23 protein-coding genes and 1 pseudogene are annotated in these 22,032 nt (G+C 68.1%); 13 read left to right on the top strand and 11 right to left on the bottom strand.

Features of this window, described 5'->3' with window-relative positions:
* Positions 1–254 precede the first annotated feature (254 nt).
* Genes modA through WMF36_RS06445 form a run of 3 tightly spaced genes read left to right on the top strand, consistent with a single transcriptional unit; the run spans position 255 to position 2,652 of the window.
* On the top strand, positions 255–1,091 hold the full coding sequence (modA, locus tag WMF36_RS06455) for a molybdate ABC transporter substrate-binding protein (RefSeq protein ID WP_437578723.1): 837 nt from the start codon (positions 255–257) through the stop codon (positions 1,089–1,091).
* The gene (locus WMF36_RS06450) at positions 1,088–1,897 is read left to right on the top strand and encodes an ABC transporter permease (RefSeq protein ID WP_437578722.1); all 810 of its coding nucleotides are present in this window, start codon (positions 1,088–1,090) and stop codon (positions 1,895–1,897) included. Before modA ends, WMF36_RS06450 begins: the two co-directional genes overlap by 4 nt.
* The gene (locus WMF36_RS06445; RefSeq protein WP_437578721.1) at positions 1,894–2,652 is read left to right on the top strand and encodes an ATP-binding cassette domain-containing protein; all 759 of its coding nucleotides are present in this window, start codon (positions 1,894–1,896) and stop codon (positions 2,650–2,652) included. The genes WMF36_RS06450 and WMF36_RS06445 overlap by 4 nt, the downstream gene beginning before the upstream one ends.
* A 13-nt stretch (positions 2,653–2,665) precedes the next feature.
* On the opposite strand, the gene WMF36_RS06440 is transcribed toward WMF36_RS06445, so the two are convergent.
* Together WMF36_RS06440 and hflX are read right to left on the bottom strand one after the other, a co-directional pair.
* Positions 2,666–2,791, bottom strand: coding sequence for a hypothetical protein (locus WMF36_RS06440; RefSeq protein WP_437578720.1), 126 nt, complete (start codon positions 2,789–2,791; stop codon positions 2,666–2,668).
* A gap of 12 nt (positions 2,792–2,803) precedes the next feature.
* A complete protein-coding gene (hflX, locus tag WMF36_RS06435; protein ID WP_437578719.1) occupies positions 2,804–4,003 on the bottom strand; it encodes a GTPase HflX in 1,200 nt (399 codons plus the stop codon).
* A 346-nt stretch (positions 4,004–4,349) separates the two neighbouring features.
* Here hflX and WMF36_RS06430 point away from each other — a divergent pair, with 346 nt between their 5' ends.
* Positions 4,350–4,829 carry a nucleoside deaminase gene (locus WMF36_RS06430; RefSeq protein ID WP_437578718.1) on the top strand — a complete coding sequence of 160 codons (480 nt, stop codon included), beginning with the start codon at positions 4,350–4,352 and terminating at the stop codon, positions 4,827–4,829.
* 31 nt (positions 4,830–4,860) lie between these two features.
* Positions 4,861–5,355 (top strand): DUF421 domain-containing protein, encoded by a 495-nt coding sequence (locus WMF36_RS06425; protein ID WP_437578717.1) that lies wholly within the window; start codon positions 4,861–4,863, stop codon positions 5,353–5,355.
* Between the two features lie 31 nt (positions 5,356–5,386).
* Here the strand turns inward: WMF36_RS06425 and WMF36_RS06420 are convergent, their stop codons facing one another.
* Positions 5,387–5,953 carry a Uma2 family endonuclease gene (locus WMF36_RS06420; protein WP_437578716.1) on the bottom strand — a complete coding sequence of 189 codons (567 nt, stop codon included), beginning with the start codon at positions 5,951–5,953 and terminating at the stop codon, positions 5,387–5,389.
* A 223-nt stretch (positions 5,954–6,176) separates the two neighbouring features.
* Between WMF36_RS06420 and WMF36_RS06415 the strand changes: the two genes are divergently transcribed.
* On the top strand, positions 6,177–6,953 hold the full coding sequence (locus tag WMF36_RS06415; RefSeq protein WP_437578715.1) for an SDR family NAD(P)-dependent oxidoreductase: 777 nt from the start codon (positions 6,177–6,179) through the stop codon (positions 6,951–6,953).
* Between the two features lie 140 nt (positions 6,954–7,093).
* On the opposite strand, the gene WMF36_RS06410 is transcribed toward WMF36_RS06415, so the two are convergent.
* The gene (locus WMF36_RS06410) at positions 7,094–8,050 is read right to left on the bottom strand and encodes a LysR family transcriptional regulator (RefSeq protein WP_437578714.1); all 957 of its coding nucleotides are present in this window, start codon (positions 8,048–8,050) and stop codon (positions 7,094–7,096) included.
* Positions 8,051–8,134: 84 nt separating this feature from the next.
* On the opposite strand from WMF36_RS06410, the gene WMF36_RS06405 reads away from it, so the two are divergent.
* The 5 genes from WMF36_RS06405 to WMF36_RS06385 all read left to right on the top strand — a co-directional run bounded on the left by WMF36_RS06405 (position 8,135) and on the right by WMF36_RS06385 (position 12,762).
* Positions 8,135–9,340 (top strand): FAD-dependent monooxygenase, encoded by a 1,206-nt coding sequence (locus WMF36_RS06405; RefSeq protein ID WP_437578713.1) that lies wholly within the window; start codon positions 8,135–8,137, stop codon positions 9,338–9,340.
* Between the two features lie 53 nt (positions 9,341–9,393).
* Positions 9,394–9,558 (top strand): hypothetical protein, encoded by a 165-nt coding sequence (locus WMF36_RS06400; protein ID WP_437578712.1) that lies wholly within the window; start codon positions 9,394–9,396, stop codon positions 9,556–9,558.
* Positions 9,559–10,411: 853 nt separating this feature from the next.
* Positions 10,412–10,771: a transposase gene (locus WMF36_RS06395; RefSeq protein ID WP_437573832.1), complete on the top strand. Its 360-nt coding sequence runs from the start codon at positions 10,412–10,414 to the stop codon at positions 10,769–10,771.
* The gene (locus WMF36_RS06390) at positions 10,771–11,913 is read left to right on the top strand and encodes an IS3 family transposase (RefSeq protein ID WP_437578711.1); all 1,143 of its coding nucleotides are present in this window, start codon (positions 10,771–10,773) and stop codon (positions 11,911–11,913) included. Before WMF36_RS06395 ends, WMF36_RS06390 begins: the two co-directional genes overlap by 1 nt.
* A 540-nt stretch (positions 11,914–12,453) precedes the next feature.
* Positions 12,454–12,762 (top strand): DUF6968 family protein, encoded by a 309-nt coding sequence (locus WMF36_RS06385; RefSeq protein WP_437578710.1) that lies wholly within the window; start codon positions 12,454–12,456, stop codon positions 12,760–12,762.
* Between the two features lie 114 nt (positions 12,763–12,876).
* Here WMF36_RS06385 and WMF36_RS06380 read toward each other — a convergent pair whose 3' ends face one another.
* The 5 genes from WMF36_RS06380 to WMF36_RS06360 form a co-directional block, all read right to left on the bottom strand.
* On the bottom strand, positions 12,877–13,035 hold the full coding sequence (locus tag WMF36_RS06380) for a hypothetical protein (RefSeq protein ID WP_437487306.1): 159 nt from the start codon (positions 13,033–13,035) through the stop codon (positions 12,877–12,879).
* A 179-nt stretch (positions 13,036–13,214) separates the two neighbouring features.
* Complete coding sequence (locus WMF36_RS06375; protein WP_437578709.1) at positions 13,215–14,102, bottom strand: hypothetical protein; 888 nt, start codon at positions 14,100–14,102, stop codon at positions 13,215–13,217.
* Positions 14,103–14,654: 552 nt separating this feature from the next.
* Positions 14,655–15,149, bottom strand: coding sequence for a DUF3368 domain-containing protein (locus WMF36_RS06370; protein ID WP_437578708.1), 495 nt, complete (start codon positions 15,147–15,149; stop codon positions 14,655–14,657).
* Positions 15,146–15,400, bottom strand: a complete 255-nt coding sequence (locus WMF36_RS06365; RefSeq protein ID WP_437578707.1) for a UPF0175 family protein — start codon at positions 15,398–15,400, stop codon at positions 15,146–15,148. Before WMF36_RS06365 ends, WMF36_RS06370 begins: the two co-directional genes overlap by 4 nt.
* Before the next feature lie 3 nt (positions 15,401–15,403).
* The gene (locus WMF36_RS06360; protein WP_437578706.1) at positions 15,404–15,601 is read right to left on the bottom strand and encodes a hypothetical protein; all 198 of its coding nucleotides are present in this window, start codon (positions 15,599–15,601) and stop codon (positions 15,404–15,406) included.
* Between the two features lie 53 nt (positions 15,602–15,654).
* On the opposite strand from WMF36_RS06360, the pseudogene WMF36_RS06355 reads away from it, so the two are divergent.
* A pseudogene (locus tag WMF36_RS06355) lies at positions 15,655–15,949 on the top strand (recombinase family protein); the annotation flags it as partial.
* An 18-nt stretch (positions 15,950–15,967) separates the two neighbouring features.
* Positions 15,968–16,306 (top strand): ADP-ribosylglycohydrolase family protein, encoded by a 339-nt coding sequence (locus WMF36_RS06350; RefSeq protein WP_437581861.1) that lies wholly within the window; start codon positions 15,968–15,970, stop codon positions 16,304–16,306.
* A gap of 120 nt (positions 16,307–16,426) precedes the next feature.
* On the opposite strand, the gene WMF36_RS06345 is transcribed toward WMF36_RS06350, so the two are convergent.
* Both WMF36_RS06345 and WMF36_RS06340 read right to left on the bottom strand, forming a co-directional pair.
* Entirely contained in the window at positions 16,427–16,936 is a 510-nt protein-coding gene (locus WMF36_RS06345) for a hypothetical protein (protein WP_437578705.1), read from the bottom strand.
* A gap of 29 nt (positions 16,937–16,965) precedes the next feature.
* Entirely contained in the window at positions 16,966–21,951 is a 4,986-nt protein-coding gene (locus WMF36_RS06340; protein WP_437581860.1) for a DEAD/DEAH box helicase, read from the bottom strand.
* Positions 21,952–22,032 lie beyond the last annotated feature (81 nt).

Raw genomic sequence — 22,032 nt, 5'->3', positions numbered from 1 at the left:
GCGGCCTCGGCGCGCGCGCGTTCGGCCTGCTGGCCGAGCCACCCTGCTGGCTGTGGCCGGCAGGCCGAACGCGCGCGGGCCGAGGTGACAAGCATGCGTTCCTCGATGTAAAGAACACGCGTCGTGGCCGATCGAGGAGCAAACATCACCGCCGAGACCGGCGCCCCGGCGGCGTCGGGCCGCGCCGCGGCGGCGCGCATCGCGGGCCGCTGGGCGGCATGACGGCACGCGCGGAGCCGCGGAGCCGAGGCGCCATGCAGAGGCAGCGCGCCCGAAGACGGCGGCTCTGGGCCCTCCCGCTGCTGGTGCTCGCGGCGTGCCTCGTCGCCGCCTGCGGCTGCGGGCGCTCGGGGCCGGCGCCTCCGGGGCGCGAGGACAGGCTCGTCGTCTTCGCCGCCGCCTCCCTCCGCGAGGTGTTCACCGCGATGGGCGAGGACTTCGAGCGCGCGCACGCCGGCGTGGAGCTCACGTTCAACTTCGCCGGCACGCAGGAGCTCCGCACGCAGCTGGAGCACGGCGCCGCGGTCGACGTGTTCGCCTCGGCCGATCAGCGCCACATGGACGAGCTCGTGAAGTCCGGGCGCGCGGTGGGCCCCGTCGTCTTCGCGCGCAACGAGCCCGTCCTCGTCGTCGCGCGCGAGAGCGCCGGGACGATCCGGGGGCTCGCCGATCTCCCCGCGGCGACCCGCATCGTCATCGGCGCCCCGGAGGTCCCGATCGGCCGCTACACGCTGCAGCTCCTCGATCGCGCGTCCGCGACCCTGGGCGCGGACTTCCGCGCGCGCGTGGAGGCCAGGGTCGTCTCGCGCGAGCTCAACGTGCGCCAGGTGCTCACCAAGGTGCGCCTCGGAGAAGCGCAGGCCGGCGTTGTCTACCGGACCGACGCGCACGCGGCGCAGGACGGCGTGACCGTCGTGGCGATCCCGCCCGAGGTCAACGTCCTCGCCGAGTACCCGATCGCGGTCGTGGCCGGCGCCGCGCACCCCGGGCTCGCGCGCGCCTGGGTCGACCTCGTGCGCTCGGAGGCCGGGCAGAGCGCGCTGCGGCGCGCCGGGTTCCTGGCGCCTTCCGGGGGCGGCTCGGGCCCGTGAGCGTGCGCCTCGGCGCGGAGCGGGGCGTCCTGGCCGCGGTCGGCGGCGTCCTCGTGGCGTTCCTGGCCGTCCCGATCCTGGCGCTGTTCGTGACGGCCACGGCGGCGGACGTCGAGCAGGGGCTCCGTCACCCCCTCGTGTGGCCCGCGCTGCGCCTGAGCCTCGTCACCACCTCGGCCAGCCTCGTCGTCGTGGTGCTCCTGGGAACGCCGCTCGCCTGGACGCTCGCGCGCGCGCGCGGGCGGCTCGCGCGCGCGGTCGAGACGGCGGTGCAGCTGCCCATCGTGATCCCGCCCGCGGTCGCGGGGGTCGCGATGCTGCTCGCCTTCGGGCGGCGCGGGCTCCTCGCCGGCTGGCTCTACCCGGAGGGGTGGTCGGTGACGTTCACGACGGCGGCGGTCGTCATGGCCGAGGTGTTCGTCTCGGCGCCGTTCTTCGTGCAGGCGGCGACGAGCGCGTTCCGGCGGGTCGACGCGAAGCTCGTGGTGGTGGCGCGGACCTTCGGCGCGTCGCCGCTCCGGGTGTTCTTCCGCGTGGCGCTGCCGCTCTCGGCCCCGGGGCTCGTCGCGGGAGCGGCCATGAGCTGGGCCCGCTCCCTCGGCGAGTTCGGCGCGACGCTCATGTTCGCCGGGAACCTGCAGGGCAGGACGCAGACGCTGCCGCTCGCCATCTACACGGCGCTCGAGTCGGACATGCGCGCGGCGCAGGCGCTGTCGATGGTCCTGGTCGTCGTGGCGTTCGCGCTGCTCCTGTTCGTGCGGGCCGTGGCGCGGCGATCCACCGCGCGCCGCGAGGCGACGCCGTGACGGCGGCGCAGAGCCTGCGCGCGCGCGTGACCGCGCGTATCGGCCGTTTGCACCTCGACGCGGAGCTCGAGACCGGGCGTGGGACGCTGGCGCTCGTGGGGCCCAATGGCTCCGGGAAGACGAGCTTGCTCTCGATGCTCCTCGGCGTGCTGCCCGTGGAGCGAGGGCGGGTGGAGGTCGGAGGCGCGGTGCTCCTCGACACGAGGGCCGGGATCGACGTGCCTGTCGAGGAGCGCGGGATTGGCTATGTGCCGCAGGATTATGCGCTGTTTCCGCATCTCAGCGTGCGTGAGAACGTCGAGTTCGCGGTGAGGAGCGCGGCCTCGCGGCGGAGGGGGGCGGCCCGCGCCGAGCGCGTGGACGCGATGCTCCACGAGCTCGGCATCGCCGCGCTCGCCCATCGCCGGACGCAGACGCTCTCCGGGGGCGAGCAGCAGCGCGTGGCCCTCGCGCGCGCACTCTCCGTGAGCCCGCGCGCGCTGCTGCTCGACGAGCCGCTCGCGGCGCTGGACGTCCATTCCCGCCGCGAGGTGCGGGCGTTCCTGGCGGATTATCTGCGAGCGCTCGCCCTTCCGACGATCGTCGTCACGCACGACGCCGCGGACGCGCGGCTCCTCGGCCAGCGCATCGCCGTCCTCGAGGCGGGGCGCGTGACGCAGGCCGGGACGTGGGAGGAGCTGGCTGCCCGGCCGGCGTCGCCCTTCGTGGAGGAGCTCGTGGCGTCGGCGCGCGGCGACGGCGGCGGCGGCGAGTAGCGGGATCGCGCCGTCAGCCGCCGGAGAGGCGCGCCGCGAGCTTGCCCAGCGTCTCCGGCGTACCGCGGACCGTGACGGAGACCTCCTCGCCGTACTCTTCCCGGACCACCTGGAGCCGATCGCGCAGCTCGGCCAGCACCCCCTGGCGATCCTAGGGAATCGAGACGGTGTGCTCGATGAGGTGCTGTGCGAAGAAGGCCTTGATCCGCTCCCGGAGAGCGTCGCCGTCCTGGCGTTCGAGCGCGCTCATCAGGAGCGCGTCCGGGTACTCGCTGGCGAGCGCGTCCCGCTCCTCGCGACCGAGGCGATCCGCCTTGTTGAGCAAGAGCAGCATCGGCGTCTCCGCGGCGCCGACGTCCGCGAGGACCTGCTCGGTCACGCGGATCTGCGAGCGAAACGCTGGATCGGCGGCGTCGACGACCTGGAGCAGGAGCCACGCCTCTCGCGCCTCGGAGAGCGTGGAGTGGAACGAGGCGACCAGCGCGTGGGGGAGCCGGTGGAGGAACCCCACCGTATGGGCGACGAGCACGGCCGGCGTCACCGGCGGCGAGAGCTGGCGCACCGTCGTTCCGAGCGTGGCGAAGAGCCTGTCCTCGACGAGGACCTCGCTGCCCGTCAGCTGGCGCATGATCGACGATTTGCCTGCGTTTGTGTAGCCGACGAGCGCCACCCGGAAGCTGTCTGCGCGGGCGAGGCGGCGCTGCGAGGCGTTCGTCTTCAGCTGCTCGAGCTCCCTGCGCGCGGCCGCCATGCGTTCGCGGGCGCGCTGCTTTGCGAGTTCGACGTTCGTGTGGCCGCGAGAGGCGCGACCGCCGCCGCCTTCGCGATCGCCGAGCGCGTGGTCGTCGCGGATCCGCGGGAGCTCGTACTCGAGCCGGGCGAGCTCGATCTCGAGCTTGGCCTCGCGGGTGCGGGCTCTCGACTCGAACACGCGCAGGATGACGGCGGTCCGATCGAGCACGTCGACGCCGAGCGCCGCCTGCAGGTTCCGCAGCTGGCCAGGGCTGAGCTCGTCGTCGGCGACGACGACGAGGCTGTCCGCCGTCTGGGGCGCTGCGCGGTCGGCCCGGCGCGCGTCCGGGCCTCTGGGGACGTCGCCCGTGCCCCCGGTGAGGGCTGCGAGCTCGCGGAGCTTCCCCTCGCCGAGATACGTGGGGGACGAGCGGACGCTTCTCTTCTGGATGACCTCCGCGATGACGGTGATATCGAGGCCAAGCAACAGCTGCTTGAGCTCCGAGAGCGATCGATGAACCTCGGCCTCCGCGGCCTCGGGGGGCTGAACGGCGATGACGATCGCCTTGCAGACAGTTGAATTACGGCTCTCGCGGTCCGAGCGCTTCGATGCAGGCATGACACGACCTCCGGCGAACACGTCCGAGGAGGTCGTCGAGCGCTGAGCAGGAGCAGATCGCGGCGAGGGCTACCGGATGGCGTTCCCCCGCGTCCGCGCGCGCATCACGCCCCCGACCTCCGAAAAGGGGTCCAGGGACGGCTCGACAGCGCGGCAGACCAGCACGCCGGCGCGGGATGCGCGGGGCGCGGTGGGGGACGCGCTGTCCTGCTCAGCGGAGCCGGAGGAAGGCGATTGCCATGCGTCGAGGCTACCACGATCTGGGGCCACCTGGAGCGGTCCCTTTCTTGCGAGGACCCCTCCGGCGCGAACGAAGCAGCACGCCCGTGCCCCAAAGGAGACGACCATGCCGAGCAGTATCGAGATGAGACACCTGCACCGCTGCGTCGAGCTCGCGGCGCTGGCGCTTGAGACTGGCAACGAGCCGTTCGGCTCCGTGCTTGTCGCGGCGGATGGAACGGTCCTCGCCGAGGATCACAACCGCGTGGGCGGCGGCGATCCGACCTGCCATCCGGAGCTCGCGCTAGCGCGCTGGGCGGCTGCGAACCTCGCCCCCGACGAGCGAGCCGCGGCGACGGTCTTCACCTCGACCGAGCACTGTCCCATGTGCGCCGCGGCCCATGGCTGGGTCCGGCTCGGCCGCATCGTGTACGCGAGCTCTTCGGCACAGCTGGTCGGCTGGCTCGCCGAGTGGGGCCTTCCGTCGCCTCCGGTGCGATGCCTGCCGATCCGCGATGTCGTCCCGGGACTGCCCGTGGAAGGTCCCATCCAGAGCCTCGCGGAAGAGGTTCGCCAGCTGTCTCGGCGCTTCCATTCCGCGCGCTGACGCGCGTGGCCGTGCCGGCGGGAGGACGCCCATGGAAGGGTTGTTTGGTTTTTCCAAGCCCCTCTGGGAGATCGCCCTGCGCACGACGCTCGTCTATCTCGCCCTCGTCATCCTGATCCGCGTCATCCCCAAGCGACGCACCGGGCATCTCTCACCGAACGACATGCTCGCCCTCGTTCTCATCGGTGGCATGGCCGCCGACGGCATCATGGGCGGATCGACCTCGCCCGCGGACGCCTTGCTCATGATCGCTCTCATCGTGGCCTGGGGCTACGTGGTCGATATCCTGGAGTTCCGCGTCCCCTTCTTCCGGCGTTGCCTGCGCGACACGCAGACGATCCTCGTCCGGGACGGCCGCCCGCAGTGGAAGAACATTCGCCGGGAAATGGTCACCGAGGAGGAGCTGCAGGCGGCCCTTCGCAGGCAAGGGATCACGGACATCAAGACGGTGCGCTCTGCCTGCCTCGAGGCGGACGGGGAGATCAGCGTGGTCAAGGAGCAGGGTGTGCAAGGCGGCGAGCCGTGAGTCGGGTCATCGAGCCATGTCCTCATGGAGCCTAGGGTTCCCGCACGGGCTCGTCGTCTTCGTCGTCGCCGAAGAGCACGCCGACCTGCAGCGGGGTCGTCTCGAACGGCTCGGCCCGGACCTGCTCGCCGCGCTCGGCGGCGAGGATCTCGACGTAACCTTCCTGCGTCCAGCGATGGACGGCCAGGGTCTCTTCCTCGGGGTCGATGATCCAGTAGTGCGGAACCTGGTGCCGGTGATAGACGCGCTTCTTCTTGATGAGATCGTTCCGCTTGTTCGTCGAGAGGATCTCGCAGATCCAATCGGGGCGCGCCATGATCGGGATACCGCGCGGGCGCGCCGGGACGCGTTCTCGTCGCCAGCCGACCACGTCGGGGCGGACGGTGTTCATGGCGTCGAAGTAGGCATCGACCTCGGTGGCGAGCCACCATCCCCCGGGCCTGCGCCCGCCGGGGCGCTGATCGTAGGGGTCGACGTAGGCGGAGAGCTTGCGCTGCACGGCCCCGTGCTCGCCGGTCGCGGCCCCCTTCTCGACGATGCTGCCCTCGATGAGCTCGTGGCGCCGCTCCTCCTCGGGGATCGCAAGGAGATCCTCCAAGGTCGCGGGACGGGCAGCCTTCGGCGCGGATGCGGTCATGCCCCGACGTTAGCAAATCCCTTCGGGCGGCGCCTCCCGGCGGGCGTGGCGCAGTACGAGTCTGGTGGAGCTCGAAAGACGCTCTCGAGGAGGTCGGGACCCTTCGCTCCTGGGGCTTGCGATCTCCCTGGACGTCACCAGGAGAGACTGGAGAGCACACGCACAACGCTCTCGGGAGAGGAACATGAGCAAGACCGAAGATCTGCAGCGTGATCTCGAAGGCAGGGTCGCGATCGTCACCGGCGCAGCGAGCGGCATCGGTCGGGCCACGGCGCTCTTGCTGGAGGCGCGCGGCGCCGCGGTCGTGGCCGAGGACATCCACCCGGCGGTCAACGAGCTGGTCCGCGGTGACAGCCGCATCGTGCCGTTCGTCGGGGATGTCGCCCAGGAAGAGACGGCCAAGCGCGTGGTCGCGCTCGCGGTCGAGCGCTTCGGAAGGCTTGATATCCTCGTCAACAATGCCGCGCGCATCATCAACAAGCTCGTGATCGACATGTCGCTGGACGACTGGAATTCGATCATGAACGTGAACGTCACCGGGGTATTCCTGCACTCGCGCGAGGCGCTGCGGGCGATGATCCCGAACAGGCGCGGGGCGATCGTCAACATCGGCTCCTACGCCTGCTTCTTCGGGTTCCCGCAGATCGCAGCCTATGCGGCGTCGAAGGGCGCGCTGGCGCAGCTGACGCGGGTCCTGGCCCTGGAGGCCATCGACCATGGCGTCCGCGTCAACGCCGTCGGATCGGGCGACGTGGTCACCAACCTGCTCAACGACATCCGGCCCGACGGCCGCGAGTTCTTGCGCGATCACGGCAAAGGCGCCCCCATCCGTCGCGCGGCCGCGCCCGAGGAGATCGCCGAGGTCGTCGCGTTCCTGGCGTCCGACAAGGCGAGCTTCATGGTCGGCTCCATCGTGATGGCCGACGGCGGATACTCCGTCGCCATCCAGCCGGGGGATTGAGCGCCGGTGCCCCAGCTGGCCAGCGAGCGCGAAGTGGAGCCGAGGGGGCAGGGCGTCGCCCACGGCCTCCGCAGGGGCAAAGCAGCCGCCCAAGCGCGGAGGGGACACGTGTTGCTCTCGTGACGGCCCGGGAAGACGCCTCAGCGCTTGTTGCGCTTTCGCTTGGCGGCCCTGGGGGAGCGCGCGCGGTCTGCGGCGTGCTGCAGGAGCGGGCTCACCTCTCGCGCGCTCTCGATCAGCGCTCGCACCACGGGCGCGCCGCCGTCCTCCGCGCGCCATGTGACGACTTCACTCAGATCGATGTGGAGATCTTCGACGGACCGCCACAGCAACGAGGTCTGCGAAGCCAGCTCCCAGAACTTCTCCGAGAGGAAGGTGACCGCGTCGCCGATCACGACAAGCGCCAGGAGCGCCTCCAGGTCGAGCACCTCCGCCGTCACGTGCAGCGTCACGCCCTGTGCGCGCGCCGCCGTGATGAGGTCCGCGTGGAGCCTCGGATAGAGCTGACGTGGCTGGAGTAGCACGCGCTCGCTCTCGATGTCTCGAAGCCGGATCTTCTTGAGCCGTGCGAGTCGATGCTCAGGGGAGAGGAGCAGCCCGAGTCGATCGCGGGTCATCTCGAGGTGGCCGAGGGCGTCGTCATCGGGCGCGTAGGCCCCATAGCCGAAGGCAATCGTCCCCTGCCGCAGCGCCGTCCACTGCTCCAGGCTGCTCGTGGGGACGAGCTGGAGGCCGACGTGGGGCGCTCGCCGACGAAACGCCGCGACGAAGGACAAGAACGAGCCCATGAAGGTCGTGCCCGTCTCAAAGCCGATGACCACGGTACCGAGCCTGCCTTCGGCGATCCCCTTGGCTTCGTCGACGGCCGCGTCGACGCTCGCGAGGATGCTCCTGGCTCTCTCCGCGAAGGACTTCCCGGCGGCCGTGAGCTTGATCCCGCGTCCCTCGGGCGCGAAGAGCTCAACGCCCATCTCCTCCTCGAGGTCCTTCATCTGCCGACTCAATGGAGACTGCGAGACGTGGAGCCTGGTGGCGGCTCGGCGGAAGCTCTGCTCCTCGGCGATGGTGACGAAGTAGCGGAGGTGTCGGAGTTCCATGGTCTCAACCGTTACCCTGGAGGCATCATATCCGTGCGATCCATGTCTTGGACGGCTCGGTTCGAGAAACGTACCATGCTTCCCATGAACTCGACGATCCCGAAGCGTCCCGCCTCCCGGGTGCTGGTCTCCGGCGCCAGCGTCTCCGGTCTCACCATCGCAACTTGGCTCGCCCGCTACGGCTTCGCGGTCACGGTGGTCGAGCGTGCGCCGCATCTACGCCCGGGCGGGCACGCGCTCGACGTTCGGGGGCCGGCCCTGGAGGTCGCGGAGCGGATGGGCATCCTCGCTGCGCTTCGCGATCGAAGCACGAGGCTGACGGGCATCTCTGTGGTCGACTCGGCCGGTCAGGAGATCTTCCGGAGCACGGAGAGCACCTTGACGGGCGGCCGACTCGACAGCCCCGATGTCGAGATCTTGCGCGACGACCTGTGTCACGTGCTTCACGAGGCCGTGGGCACCGAGGTCGAGTACCTCTTCGCCGATTCCATCGCGTCGCTGACCCAGGACGAGTCGGGCGTCGACGTCACGTTCGTCACTGCTGCGCCTCGCCGCTTCGAGTTGGTGGTTGGCGCCGACGGATTGCATTCGGGGGTGCGGCGGATCGCCTTCGGCCCCGATGAGCAGTTCGTCCGCGCCTTCGGCGACCTGTACATTGCGACGTTCGGCATGCCGAACTTTCTCGGTCTCGAGCGCTGGCAGGTCATGTACCAGCAGCCGGACTCCGTCGGCGCGCTGGTCATGGGCCTGCGGAAGGATGTCAACGCGAGGACGTATCTCGGCTTCAACGCGCCGAAGGGGGTCGACTACGACGTCCGCGACATCGACGCGCAGAAGCGGTTGCTCGCCGACCGCGTCGCAGGCGCTGGCTGGGTGATTCCGCAGATCGTGGAGCACATGCTGCGCGCGGCCGACTTCCACTTCTACTCGCTGAGCCAGGTCCGCATGAGTAGCTGGTCACGTGGGCGGATCGTGCTGGCCGGCGATGCTGGCTACGCCGTCTCTCTGGGTACGGGGCAGGCCACCTCGGTCGCGATGATCGGCGCTTACGTTCTGGCCAGTGAGCTCGCCATGCACAAGGATGATCTGGTGGGTGGCATAGCCGCGTACGAGGACGGCCTGCGCGCCTACGTGATTCGCAATCAGGACATCGCGCTGGAGCAGAACGCAAAGCATGACGAACCGACGGACGAGGGGCAGACCGCCCCCAGCGGCAACATCCCAGACTTCGGAGCGCTGACGCTGCCGTTCGATCTCAAGGACTATCAGGATCTGGTGAGGCTTCCGTGAGGCTTCCGTGAGGCTCCGCGAATCCCACTGCTCCGAAGCGGCCTGGCCGCCTGGTGTCGCTGCGCCTGGGCCTCTCCACCCGTGAGGCCGAGGTCTGGCACGTCGAGGTGGTGGAGAGCTCGCGGCGCCTCGGCGATATCGAGGCGAGCGGCGGCTCGAAGGACGAGCCCGCGCAGATCGTGAGGACCTCGATGACGGCGCTGGCGATGCCCATCTGAAGCGGCGGGAGCAAGAGGCTTGCGATCTCCCTGGACGTCACCAGGAGAGACTGGAGAGCACACGCACAACGCTCTCGGGAGAAGAACATGAGCAAGATCGCTAGACCCGTGCCTTCCGGACGTGAGATCCGGTGGACCAGAGCAGGTACGCGCGCCGTGCCCGCTCGCCTCGCGAGCCTCATCGAAGCGAGTGCCATATAGGCATGCGAGCGAGCTTATCTTTATGACGTGCCTTTGAATCGAACAGAGGCGAAGCCGCAGAATCGGTCAAGTGGGTCGAGATGACACTGTCGGCCTGACACTGCACAGTTCGCCGCGCGGCAGCTGAGGCCGTGGGAGGCTGGCAGTCGTCGTTCAGCGCGAGGAGAGGGCCGAGCGGCGGCCGTTCAGTGGTGCGGGGTGTTCGTCAACCGATCGACCGGCGAGCGGCGAGCTCCGCGCCGGATCAGAGCGCGACCACGTCCGCCTCGACGCCGGCCGGCCGGTGGGAAGGGGATTCCGGGAGATGGGCAAAGTCCGCCTGGATTCACCGAGGTTCCCGATGCTACCTGTTCACGTACCCAAATGGCAAAACGGCCTTTTAGTTCGCGCTCCAAAAGTCAGAGGTTCCTTGTGTTGTGACCTCGCACGTGATGATTGTGGGCGCGCCTCACGGCAGCACACTTCGGCCCGGCACGCCGACCCTCTGTGCCAACGTCGGGTGAGACAAGCTCCCCCTGGAAATCTGTGGTGAGAGGGCGGAGAATGGACCTGACTCGTGCCGAAGCCTTCCCATCTCCGATCCGTCGATCCTACCCCCGCCCCAGCGGCGCAGGGCGCTGCTCCCCGCCCGAGTGGCGTCGCCGTCGAGACTGTGCCGAAGCGGGGCAAGAGGCGGAAGTTCTCGGCGGCGGAGAAGCTGCGCATCGTTCGCGAGGCGGCCGCGTGCACCCAGCGCGGGGACATCGAGGCGCTGCTGCGCCGCGAGGGCATCTACAGCTCCCTCCTGACGGCCTGGCGCAAGCAGCTCGCCCTCCACGGCAGCGAGGCTCTCGCGGGGCGCAAGCCCGGCCGCAAGCCGAAGCACGACGCGAAGGACCGGCGCATCGCCGAACTCGAGAAGCGCTCGGCGCGGCTCGAGGAGAAGCTCGCGCTCGCTGAGAAGCTCATCGACCTCCAAAAAAAAGTCTCTGCCATTCTGGGCATCAACCTCACGAACGACGAAGAGCGCTGATGGACGTCATCGAAGAGCTCGATGACCCGCACGTCCCCATCTCCCAGGCGTGTGCGGCACTCGGCGTCAGCCGCGCCACGCTCTACCGGCAGACTCAGCCCGCGAAGCCGTCCGCGCTGACCGGGCCCGCTCCGAGCCCACGCCGGCTCAGCGACCCCGAGCGGCAAGCCGTGCTCGACGTGCTGCACAGCGAGGAGTTCGTCGACCAGCCCCCGCCGGAGGTCTACGCGACGCTGCTGTCGCGCGGCGTCTACCTCGCCTCCATCCGCACCATGTACCGGCTGCTCGCCGCCTCCGGCGAGAGCGGGGAGCGGCGCGCCCAGCGTGGACCGATGACGCATGCCAAGCCAACGCTTACCGCCACGGCTCCCAACCAGATCTGGACGTGGGACATCACCAAGTTGCGCGGGTCGCTGCCTGGGGTCTTCTACTGCCTGTATGTCGTCCTCGACCTGTTCAGTCGCATGACCGTTGGCTGGCTGCTCGCCGAGCGCGAGAGCGCGGAGCTTGCCGAGCACCTCTTCGCAGAGACCGTCGCCCGCCACGGCGTCGAGCCCGGCTCGCTCACGGTGCACGCCGACCGCGGCTCCGCGATGCGGTCGGAGGGGCTCGCTCAGCTCCTCGGCTCGCTCGGCGTCGTTCGTAGCTTCAGCCGGCCTCACGTCAGCGACGACAACGCCTTCTCCGAGTCGCAGTTCAAGACGCTCAAGTACCAGCCAGACTATCCGGACCGCTTTGCCTCGCTGGCTCATGCACGAGCGTGGTGCCAGGAGTTCTTCGGCTGGTATAACGACCTTCATCAGCATTCTGGACTTGCGCTCTTCACACCTGCTGATGTATTCTACGGCCGAGTCGAAGATATCGCGGCTCGGCGCCAGGTCGCCCTGGACACGGCCTACGCCGCGCATCCGGAACGCTTCCCGAACGGGCCGCCCGTCGTGCGCAGGCCGCCCGCTTCGGTAGCCATCAACCCGCTGTCCGTTGACGATGCTGCCGGAGAGGCCGCGGCGCCCACGCACACGGGCACGACCAGCGCCGCGCCCGAACCTGGCGCCACGCCCACCGCCGTGCCGCGGCCGCTCCGACCTCGACCGGATGCTGCCCAGAGCCGGAACCCGTCCCTCAGCGCGATCCACTCATAGGATTCTCGTCTGGCCTGTCTCAAACCTGTTGGCATTCTCCGCCGATCGCAACAGTGCCAACATGCGAACAATCGACACCATCATCACCGCTCTAATCTGCTGTTCCATATCCGCCTGTGCGCTCGACACGACACTGGGATTGGAGGCTGCGCCTGATGAGGAGAGCCGCATCGCGGCTGAACCCATCGAAATTCGAGCCACACGAGGCAGGTGCGAAGACGCGGTAGACGATGGGGCCGATATCTGGCAGCTCATGTGTGGAGCAGCGAGCGGAGCCGCGCTATTGGCGCCTACGGATACAATTCTGTGCATACGGGAGCACATGCAAGGTCGAGCAGCAGGCCACAGGAAGTGCCGTTCCAGCTGCCCTGCTGCATGCTTCGCGCTATCGAGTCGATGGGATCTTTACTGTGAGGAGCGCGCGCCCATGCTCCTGAAAAGCATATGCGAAAAGGCGCGCAACAATGGGCGGGAGAGGTGCTTGAGCTCCTGCTGAGCTCGGACACTTGACATCGCCTACGAGTGCGCTAGCTGGGGGCCATGCCGGACCCGATCGCGGAACGCACCATCACGCTGACACTACCGAGCGGGACCCAAGAGAGTATCTGGGTGCGAGTCTGGGCGCCCGAGTACAGGCCAGCAGTTCTGTGCTGGGAAGCCGACGTTGAAGTCGCTGGGGCAGGGGAAACCCATAAGTCCCATGGAGCCGGCTTCGATGCATTCCAAGCGCTATATGGCGCGCTCTACTTGATCCCAACGATGCTATCCAAGTATGAAGCAGTTGGCCGGCTCTCGCGGCTCGAAATGGATTGTGTCGGGTTCCCGGAGATCGATATTTCCATGTCATGAGCCCATGGCCTCGTCGATGTCGCCGACGCGCACCTCGACCTCCCCGGCCCGCTGTTCAGTGGTGCGGAGTGTTCGTCAACCGATCGACCGACGAGCGGCGAGCTCCGCGCCGGATCAGAGCGCGACCACGTCCGCCTCGACGCCGGCCGCACCGAGGTCGCCCTGCTGGACATCGGCCCGGCCTCGCCGAGCTCGACGAGGCCGGGCCGCCGGCGCGGTCCAGCGGATCATCGCCTCCAGGTAGAAGCGCCGCTCCCGCCGGAGCTTGGTCATGAGGCGGTGTCTGATGTGGCGAGGGACGGGGTGTCGACGGGCAAGGCGACGATCGACGTGTGCCTCTTCTCGCCCGTCTGGATGGGATGGATCCGGCGTCGCCCCTCCCTGGCGGGCCGCCGTCCACGTGGCCGAGCTCGGGCGCGTGGACGGCGAGGGGCTCGAGGAGGCTGCCTGGCTTAGGAGGTCGCGGGCGCGGGGGTCCCGGGCGCGGACGCCGCCGCCGGCTTGCCGTTGGCCTCTGCCGGCTTGCCGTTGGCCTCTGCCGGCTTGCCGTTGGCCTGTCCGGGCTCGGCGGCCTTGCGGGCCTTCTCGCGCCGCGCCGCCGCGCGCCGGCGCCGCTCGTAGGCGCTCGTCACCTCGCGGGCGATCTCGGGGTGGCGCCGGAAGACGTGGGCCGCGGTCTTCCGGATGGCGCCGACCCGCTCGACCATGAGGTGCAGGAGCTGGTTGCGGGTCGTTGTCGCGGCGGCCGAGGCGCCGGCTTCGGGGGCCACCTCCAGCGCTCGCCGTTGCAGGTCCTCCGCGAGCTTCCTGGCCTCGGCGATGAGGCGCACGTCAAACGCCTCATCCGCCTCGACGAGGCGGCCCTTGAGCGACTCCGCGAGCCCCGCGTAGTCGCGGAGCGCCTGGGAGAGGGCGCTCGAGCGCTGGCCGTCCTGCGCGTGGAACTCCTTGATGCGCGCGAGCTGCGCGTCGGCGGGCTCGTCGACGTCGTCGTCGAGCAGGAACTCGAGCGCTGACTCGAGCTCATCGACGACGAGCCGGGCGCGCTCGCCGAGATCGGCCACGGCCGGATCGACGATGAGGAGCAGCCGAGTTTGCGCTTCCTGCACGGCGTGCACGATGGAGAGCAGCTCCTCGCTGCTCGAGGCGGGCAGGCGGTTCTTGACCCGCTTGAGGCCCGGGCGCTCGCCGTCGGGCTCCCAGTACTTCTTCGCGAACGCCGCGGCGGCGACCGCCTCGCGCACGGCAATGTCGTACGGAATATTCAGCGGGTTGTCGGTCCGCTCCGACCCGGCGGCGACCTTGACCCAGCGATCGAAGTTCGTTCCTTGCTTTGCCATGATGACTGCTTGATCCCTCCTCCTGCGACCCGCGCCCCTCGGGGTACGGCGCAATGCGGCAAGGATGAGCTCGGTCGGGGGAGAGCGTCGAGCACGGAGCAGGATCTGGACAGGGGTGGGGGGAACCGGGAGGTGAGGCGGCGGGGTGGGATGTCCAGATGAGCGAGGGGGATGTCCAGATGAGCCGGGGGGTGTCCAGATGAGCGGGCGGGATGTCCAGATGAGCCCACCCCCTGTCCAGATGAGTGAGGGGGATGTCCAGATGAGCCGGGGGGTGTCCAGATGGGCGGGCGGTGTCCAGATGGGCGGGGGCGCGAGCGGCCGGGGGGGCGAACGGCGGGGGGGCGTCGATGGCTCGCCCCTGCTCGGCCTGCCGCACGACCCCATCCGGCGAGCGCGGCGACCTCACGCAGGAGGTCGGCCTTCTGGTTGGGCTCGAACCCGAGCCGCTCCCGCAGCATCTCCAGCTCGGCGTCGAGCACGCTACACGCCGCCGTGCCAAGGGCGTGATGATCGAGCCGAGACCGGCACGGATCCGCTCCGGCGACCGCGTCAGTCCGTCTCTCCTGCTCGCTCCAGCACCGCACGCCAGACAGGTGCGGCCAGACGAAATCCGAACGTTTGCAGGCGCTCCAGCTCGGGACCGATCCTGTCGAGGAGCCCGCGCTCCTTTGCGACGAGGAGCACGCCAACCGTTCCGGTCAGGTGCAAGCCCAGGGACGCTGCGACCTTTCGCGCGTAGCCGTCGTCCAGGAGGAGCAGGGACCCGGGGAGCGAGCGCGAGAGCGCGAGCCCCTCGGTCTCCCCGGCGCCCAGGCCGTCGATCCCCTGGAGCGCGCGGGCAGGAGGCGATCGCAGCTCGATCCAGTCCAGGGTGGTCACGTCGGGCAGGTCCCTGCCAAGGCGAAGCCCTACATTGAGCTCAGCAACGACGGCGGGTGGAACGAGGAGGTGCCGGTAGATTTGTTGCAGGATGTCGAGACGCCCGAGTCGGTGAAGGTAGCTCAGCGGCCCCGTGTCGCTGATCACCGCAACCGGATGCGTCATCTTGCCGCCGCCCTGGCAGCATCCACATCGGCCAGGTCGAACGCAGCGGTCGAGATGCCGATCTCCGCGAGCCGGGCGGCGAAGCGAAAGCGCTCCACGCACGCGATCTCGGCGGCCTTGGCCAGCGACACACGACCCTCCTCGTAAAGCCGGACCGCGGCGGCGAAGGCGATCTCGGACGCCAGCCGTTCGGCCGGCACCTGGAGCGCTGCGCTGAGGTCGTCGGGCACGGTCAGGGCGACGATGGTCATGCCTCACAGGTATCGCCGAAGGCCCCCGGTGTCGAGGTTGGCTCCGGGCGGCGGGCGGCCCGCGATGCGCTTCTGGGCTGCGCGCCAGGCTGCCGCGCTCGAGCGCTCCGGCCGCAAGCCACGGAGGACGATGTCGTCGGCGCTCTGTGTTGCAGCGTTGCACTCGTCGAGGACGTACGTCCCGGTGAAGTGGAGGCGCATTGCCGCGTTCGTCCCAACGCATGCCGACGGAGCTCCATTTCATCGTGAGGAGCGGAAACCGCGGGGCGAACACGGGACGCGCTGCGATCCAGCGGCTGATGGCCGACGTCGATGCCGGCAAGGTCGACGTCATCGTCGTCTACAAGGTCGACCGGCTCTCGCGCTCGCTCCTCGACTTCGTGAAGGTGATGGAGCGCCTCGGCGCCACGGGCGCGTCCTTCGTATCCGTCACGCAGAACTTCTCGACCGCCGACGCGATGGGTCGGCTGACGATGAATCTCCTTCGCGGAGTTCGAGGGATCGATGATCGCGGAGCGCACGCGCGACAAGATCGCCGCCTCGCGCCGTGGGCAGAGCCTCTTCGACGTGGTCCTCGCACGCACGCCCGGCTCGGCGACACCGGAGAGGATCGAGCGGGCCGTCGCAATCGATCCGACCGAGCCGGTCGAGGTCGCGATGTGGGCGCTCGGCACGGGCAACAAGGTGAGCTCGGCGGACACGGTGCCTTTCGCCCTGTGGTGCGCGGCCCGGCACCTGGGTGATCACGAGGAGGCGCTCGGGGCGACGCTGTCGGGGCTCGGGGATCGGGGTACGACGTGTGCGATCGTCGGTGGGATCGTGGCGCTGTCGTGTCCGCCGGAGGGGATCCCGGCGAGTTGGCGGGCTGCGCGGGAGGGGCTGCGGCGGGATTTCGAGCGGGGGTGATGGAAGCGGAACCGTGCGAGGCTGCGAGGGCGCAGCGCGCGGCTCGGTGATCGCGAGCGCCGCCGCAAACCTGCCTCGCCACGTTGACGCGCGTCGCTGCAGCGGCTCGCTCGGCAGCCGTCAGCGCTTCTTTGCCTTCTTCGGCAGGCTCGGATCCGGGTAGGACCACATGTTGGTCTGTGGGCCCGGAAACATCCGAGCCATGTCGAACGCGGGTGTAGGGTGGGCGCGTGGCAGCTTGTCGATGACCCATCCCGTGAAGGCTTCGAGGCGCGGGTCGCGGTCGTACCCGCGCAGGAGCCGGTCGACGATCTTCTGGTTCTCGGGCGATTCGATCACCTTGCACAGGGCCCCGTGGCCTTCGCACGATGCGAAGATGGCCGGCCGGGCGCTACCATCAGCCACCCGGAAGGTGCCGAGGCAGGACACCTTGCTATCGTCATGACGGTAGTAGAAGTGGATCAGGTCGCCGACCTTGACCTCCGCAACGACGCCGACGGCCCGAAGCCCGTCGGCGTCGTTGCCACTCTGGTAGGCCGATCGACACAGGAAGTGGTTGAAGACCGCCAGGTCGTGCGTGTCGTCGAAGTTGGCGCGCGTCGTCTTCGCCTTGTAGACCCACTCAGCCATTCGTCGCTCCTCCTCGATCAATCAATCAATCAGGCCCGCGGCTTGGTCGTCTCGGCAGCCATCAGGAGCTTCGGCTCCGTCGCCGTTGGATACGCCACCGGCGCCTTCTCCTCCGGCATCTCCTCGAGCTTCGGCAGCCCCCGTACGATCTGCATCGTCTCGATGCTGACGGTGATCACCCGCAGGAGCAGCGACAGCGGGTAGCGCGGGTCGCCGACCGTCTCCGTCGCGTAGGCGTTCGCGTCCTTCACGATCCCGCTGTCCTTGTCGGTCGTGACGCTCTGGCGCTCCATCACCCACTCGATCGCGGACTTGCCATTGACGACGTACTCGTAGGCGGGAAGCGGGATGTCGCGCACGACGAAGAAGTCGTTGTAGTGGATGACCGTCTTGTCCTTGGCCTTGCCGAACCGCATCTTCTCGACGCGGTACTGCGAGGACGTGGGCGCCTTGGGGCCTTCGACGGTGGCAGGGTACTCGGGGACCCGTTCGTAGCCGACGTGCAGGTCGCCGAGCTTGCGGCCAGCCTTGCTGAAGGCCCAGAAGTCGGCGGCGGTGGCGACGCGGGGGATGCGGGGGAGCTCCTTGCCGAGGTTGTCGGCGTAGCGCTCGCGGTAGTCGGGGGAGTGGAGGATGCCGTAGACGTAGTAGAAGAGGTCCTCCTTGGTGATGGACTCACCGAGGTAGGCGGCGCGGAAGTGGGCGAGACCGGCGTCGGTGATGCCGTCGCGACGGTTGAGAGCGCCGTCCGCGCGCTTCGTCTTGGCGAAGAGACCCTCGTCCTCATCGCCAGCCGGCGGCTCGTCGTAGACGTAAAGGGGGAAACACTGTGAACCATCGATGTCCGCAACATGGAGACTTGGCACTACATCGGTCATCAAGGCACTGAACTTCCCTTTATTGCCCGGACCAGACAGACAGATCAGACGGTTCCCGTCACTGCCGGTGGGGAGCAGCCGAGGCATCAGATAGAGGCTCCACAGGTAGCGCCGGTCCATGTACAGCCACTGTTTGCTGAATGGACGATAGAGACTGCAGACGAATGCGTCCGGATCGACGTCCAACGTTCGGCCGACGTCGAGTGCGCGTTTGAGGTCATCGGCCCAACTGATCTGACTCCGGTCGACTCTGATGAATGCCTCGATCTTGACCTCCAGCCCTTGCTGCCGGGCTTCAACCAGGCGCTTCGCTTCACCATTGAAGAAGCGCGTCATCCGTTCCACGTTCTCGCGCAGCCGGGACTTTGAGCTACTGAAGACCCAAACATCTCGATTACTCTTCACGCCGTTTGAAAAGGTCGTGAACAGGTGGAGCTGCTGCGCCTTCTTGTCGCCCAACGCAATGTGGCGCTCGAAGGTGGTGTCGCGCTGCCTGAACCAGTCACCGTGCGCATCGGGGGAGATCATCGTCCATCCGTTGGCGGCCGTGACACCGGCGACACTGCAAGAGGTTGAGATTGCCGCGAGCTTCTCCTCGCTGCTGAGAAAATCTCCCACGTCGTGGAAGTAGACCCGACCTTTCTCCTCTGCCTTGGGGTTCTTTACAAGAAGCGAGATCGCGACGGGCGCACGGCTACCCATACCGAACACGTTTCCACCTTCTCGTCTTCGCGGTTCGCCTGACGTACGGGCGTTCCCGCGGAGGTGGAATACGTAAAGGGAGCTAAATTCGTCAACGAGACAGCAACGCAACCCATCAGCACTGATGGCGCTCAAGAAGCCGGCATTCGTAACGAAACCAATGATACCTGCGTTTCCGATTCGGTCGCTCGCCCAACGGATTGCCCGGATATAGCTGTTGTAGAGAGAGCGCACCATTCGGATGTTCGAGCGCGCGGCGTAAGTACTGCGAATGCGGTCGTCCAGTTTGGGGTACGCGACGTTGTCATTGAGGTCATTAGCGCTGTCCTGTCCATCCGAGTACGGCGGATTCCCAACGATCACCCGAATATCAAGCTTTTTCTGCCGGGTCCGCCGCGCGCTGTTGTCCACCAGCACCTGCGAGATCAGATCATCCTTCTCGTAGAGCTGGAAGGTATCCGTCAGGCAAATCCCCTCGAACGGTTTGTACTCCCCACCCACCCCCCCGTGATAAGCCGCCTCGATGTTGATGGCCGCGATGTAGTACGCCAAGAGCACGATCTCGTTAGCGTGGATCTCCTTCGCGTACTTCCGCGGCAGCTCCTCCTTCGAGATGAGCCCGCTCTGGATCAACCGCGTGATGAACGTCCCGGTCCCGGTGAACGGGTCGAGGATATGCACCCCCTCGCTCCCGAGCGTCTGGCCGAACTCGGTGCGCAGCAGGTGGTCGACGCTCTTCAGGATGAAGTCGACGATCTCGACCGGCGTGTAGACGATGCCGAGCCGCTCCGACATCTTTGGGAAGGCGTTGCGGAAGAACTTGTCGTACAGCTCGACGACGATCTTCTGCTTCCCCTCGGCGCTGTCGATCCCCTCGGCGCGGAGCTTCACCGACTCGTAGAACTTCTCCAGCGTGCCCGCCTCCTTGTCGAGGCGATGCTCCTGGAGCACGTCGAGCACCCCCTGCATCGCGCGCGACATCGGGTTCTCGGTCGCGAAGCTGTGGCCGGAGAACAGCGCATCGAACACCGGCTTGGTGACGAGGTGCTGGGCGAGCATCTCGATGATCTCGTCGCGCGTGATGCTGTCGTTGAGGTCGTCACGCAGCTCCTCGGCGAAGTGGTCGAACGCCTCGCGCTCGCGCACGTTGGCCTTGTCGTCGACGATGCCGGTGATGCGGTCGATGTGCGTGCGCGCGATCTTGGCGATGTCCTTCGCCCAGTCCTCCCAGTGGTGGCGGTTGCCGACCTTCTGGACGATCTTCGCGTAGATGGCGTGCTCGAGCTCGCCGATCTCGAACTCGAGATCCATCTGCTCGGCCTTCGGCGGGGCCTCCGGCGCGGCGCCGATGACGCGCCCTGCCTTCGCCGCCTTCCGAGCGCTCTGCTTCTTCGCGTCGCCGCTCTTCTTCTGCGGGCGTTTCGCGATCTTGTCGGTGACGGCGATGACCTCCATCTTCGTCGGGTCCGCGCCAACGAGGTCGAGCTTGTTGATCATCGCGTCGAACCTGTCGTCGTGCGACCGGAGCGCCTGGAGGACCTGCCAAACGACGCGGTAGGTCTCGTTGTCGTTGAGCGCTTCGTGAGGCTCGGCGCCCGCGGGGATGACGACGGGCAGCACGATGTAGCCGCGCGTCTTGCCGGGCGCCTTGCGCATGACGCGACCGACCGACTGCACAACGTCGACCTGCGAGTTGCGGGGCGTGAGGAAAAGTACCGCGTCGAGCGCGGGCACGTCGACCCCCTCCGACAGGCAGCGGACGTTGCTCAGGATCCGGCACGTGTCCTCCGCGCCACCGGCCTTGAGCCACGCGATCTGCTCCTCCTTTTTGGTCGCGTTCATGCCGCCGTCGATGTGCTCGGCCTCGCAGCGCAGACGGCTCGCGACTTCTTTCGCGTCGGGGTCCGCGCTCTCCTGGTACGCCTCGACGACGGCCTGGAACATTGACGCGATCGCCTTCGAGCTGACCTTGTGAACCTTGGCCGCCTTCTGCCGCTCGATCACCTGGCAGAAGGCGACGGCCCGCTTCATCGGATGCGCATCGCCGGTGAGCTCCTCCGCGAGCCCCTGCTTGGAGAGGGCCTTCCAGCAGCCGATGATCTTGGACGCATCATCGACGCGCAGCTCGTTGTTGCTGTCCTTGAGGAGGGCCTGGATGCGGCGGCTGACGTGCGACTCGTGAATCGAGAGGACGACCACCTTGTAGTCGACGAGCAGGCCGCGCTTCACGGCCTCCGAGAACGTCAAGACGTACAGGTTCGGGCCGTACAGCTTCTCGTCGTCCATCGAGCAGAGCGTCACGTTGTCGCTCTCGGCAGAGGCCTTCGCCTTGTCGCCGTAGATCCGCGGCGTGGCGGTCATGTAGAGCCGCTTCTCGCCGCGGATGTACTCGGCATCGTGCACGCGCACGAAGGGGCTCTCGTCCTCCCCGTCGAACTTGGCGCCTGTCGTGCGGTGCGCCTCGTCGCAGACGATGAGATCGAACGCCGGCAGCTCGTGCTCCTTCTGCGCCTGGTGGATGACGTCGATGGAGTGGTACGTCGCGTAGGCGACGCTCATGTGCTCGGCGTCGTGGCGCGCCTTCATCTCGCGCGCGAGCCGCGCGGCGTCCGTGGTCGCGGGGTACTGCAGCTCGTGGACGAACGTCTGCACGACGTCGCTGTCCTTGCTGCGCTTCTTCCCGACGTCGCTGTCGGAGCAGACGGCGAAGTTGTGCAGGCGCGTCTCGCTCTCCTGCGTCCACTCGGTCAGCGTCTGCGACAGCAGCGCGAGGCTGGGCACGAGGAACAGCACGCGCTTGCCGGGGCCCGCGATCTTCGCGGCGATCGTCAAGCTCGTGAACGTCTTGCCGGTGCCGCAGGCCATGATGAGCTTGCCGCGGTCGCGTTCCCCGAGCCCGTGGGCGACGCGCTGGAGCGCATCGAGCTGGTGCCGCCGCGGCGCCTTCTTCGGGCGCAGGGCGGGCTTCTCGCGCGGAGTGAAGCGCGACCAGTCGATGGCGCTGTTCTCGAGCGCGTAGAGGTCGATCTTGGTGACGGACGTCTGCTGGCCGCGGAGCGCCTCCTCCGCGTGCTCGCTCCAGTGGTTCGTCGTCGCGACGATCAGCCGGCGGGTGAACGGCGTCTTCCCCGACGCCGTGAAGAAGCTGTCGATGTCGCTCTTCTGGACGCGGTAGTCCGCCGCGTACAGCTTGCACTGGATGGCGTGGACCTCGCCGTCGACCGTCTCGGCAACGAGGTCGATGCCAGCGTCTCGCCGGTCGAGCCCGCGGCGCGCGGCCCACACGGCGTACGGGACGACGTCTCGATAGAGATCGCGGTAGAGCGGATCGTTCTTGAGGTAACTGATCGTCAGCTCCTCGAAGTACGTTCCCTGCTCACGGTTCGTCGCGGCGGCGTTGCGGTAACGGTCGAGGAGATCGTGGAGCGCGCTCACGGCTCTAGTTCGCACGGGCGCCTGAACCAACGCAAGAGCGGAGCGCAACGCGCGGGCACCACGACGGGGCGGCCCGCGCTC

Source organism: Sorangium sp. So ce887 (genome assembly GCF_051521455.1).
Classification (GTDB): domain Bacteria; phylum Myxococcota_A; class Polyangia; order Polyangiales; family Polyangiaceae; genus Sorangium.
Note: the sequence above shows the minus strand (reverse complement) of the source record. Positions and strands in the feature narration are given on the sequence as shown.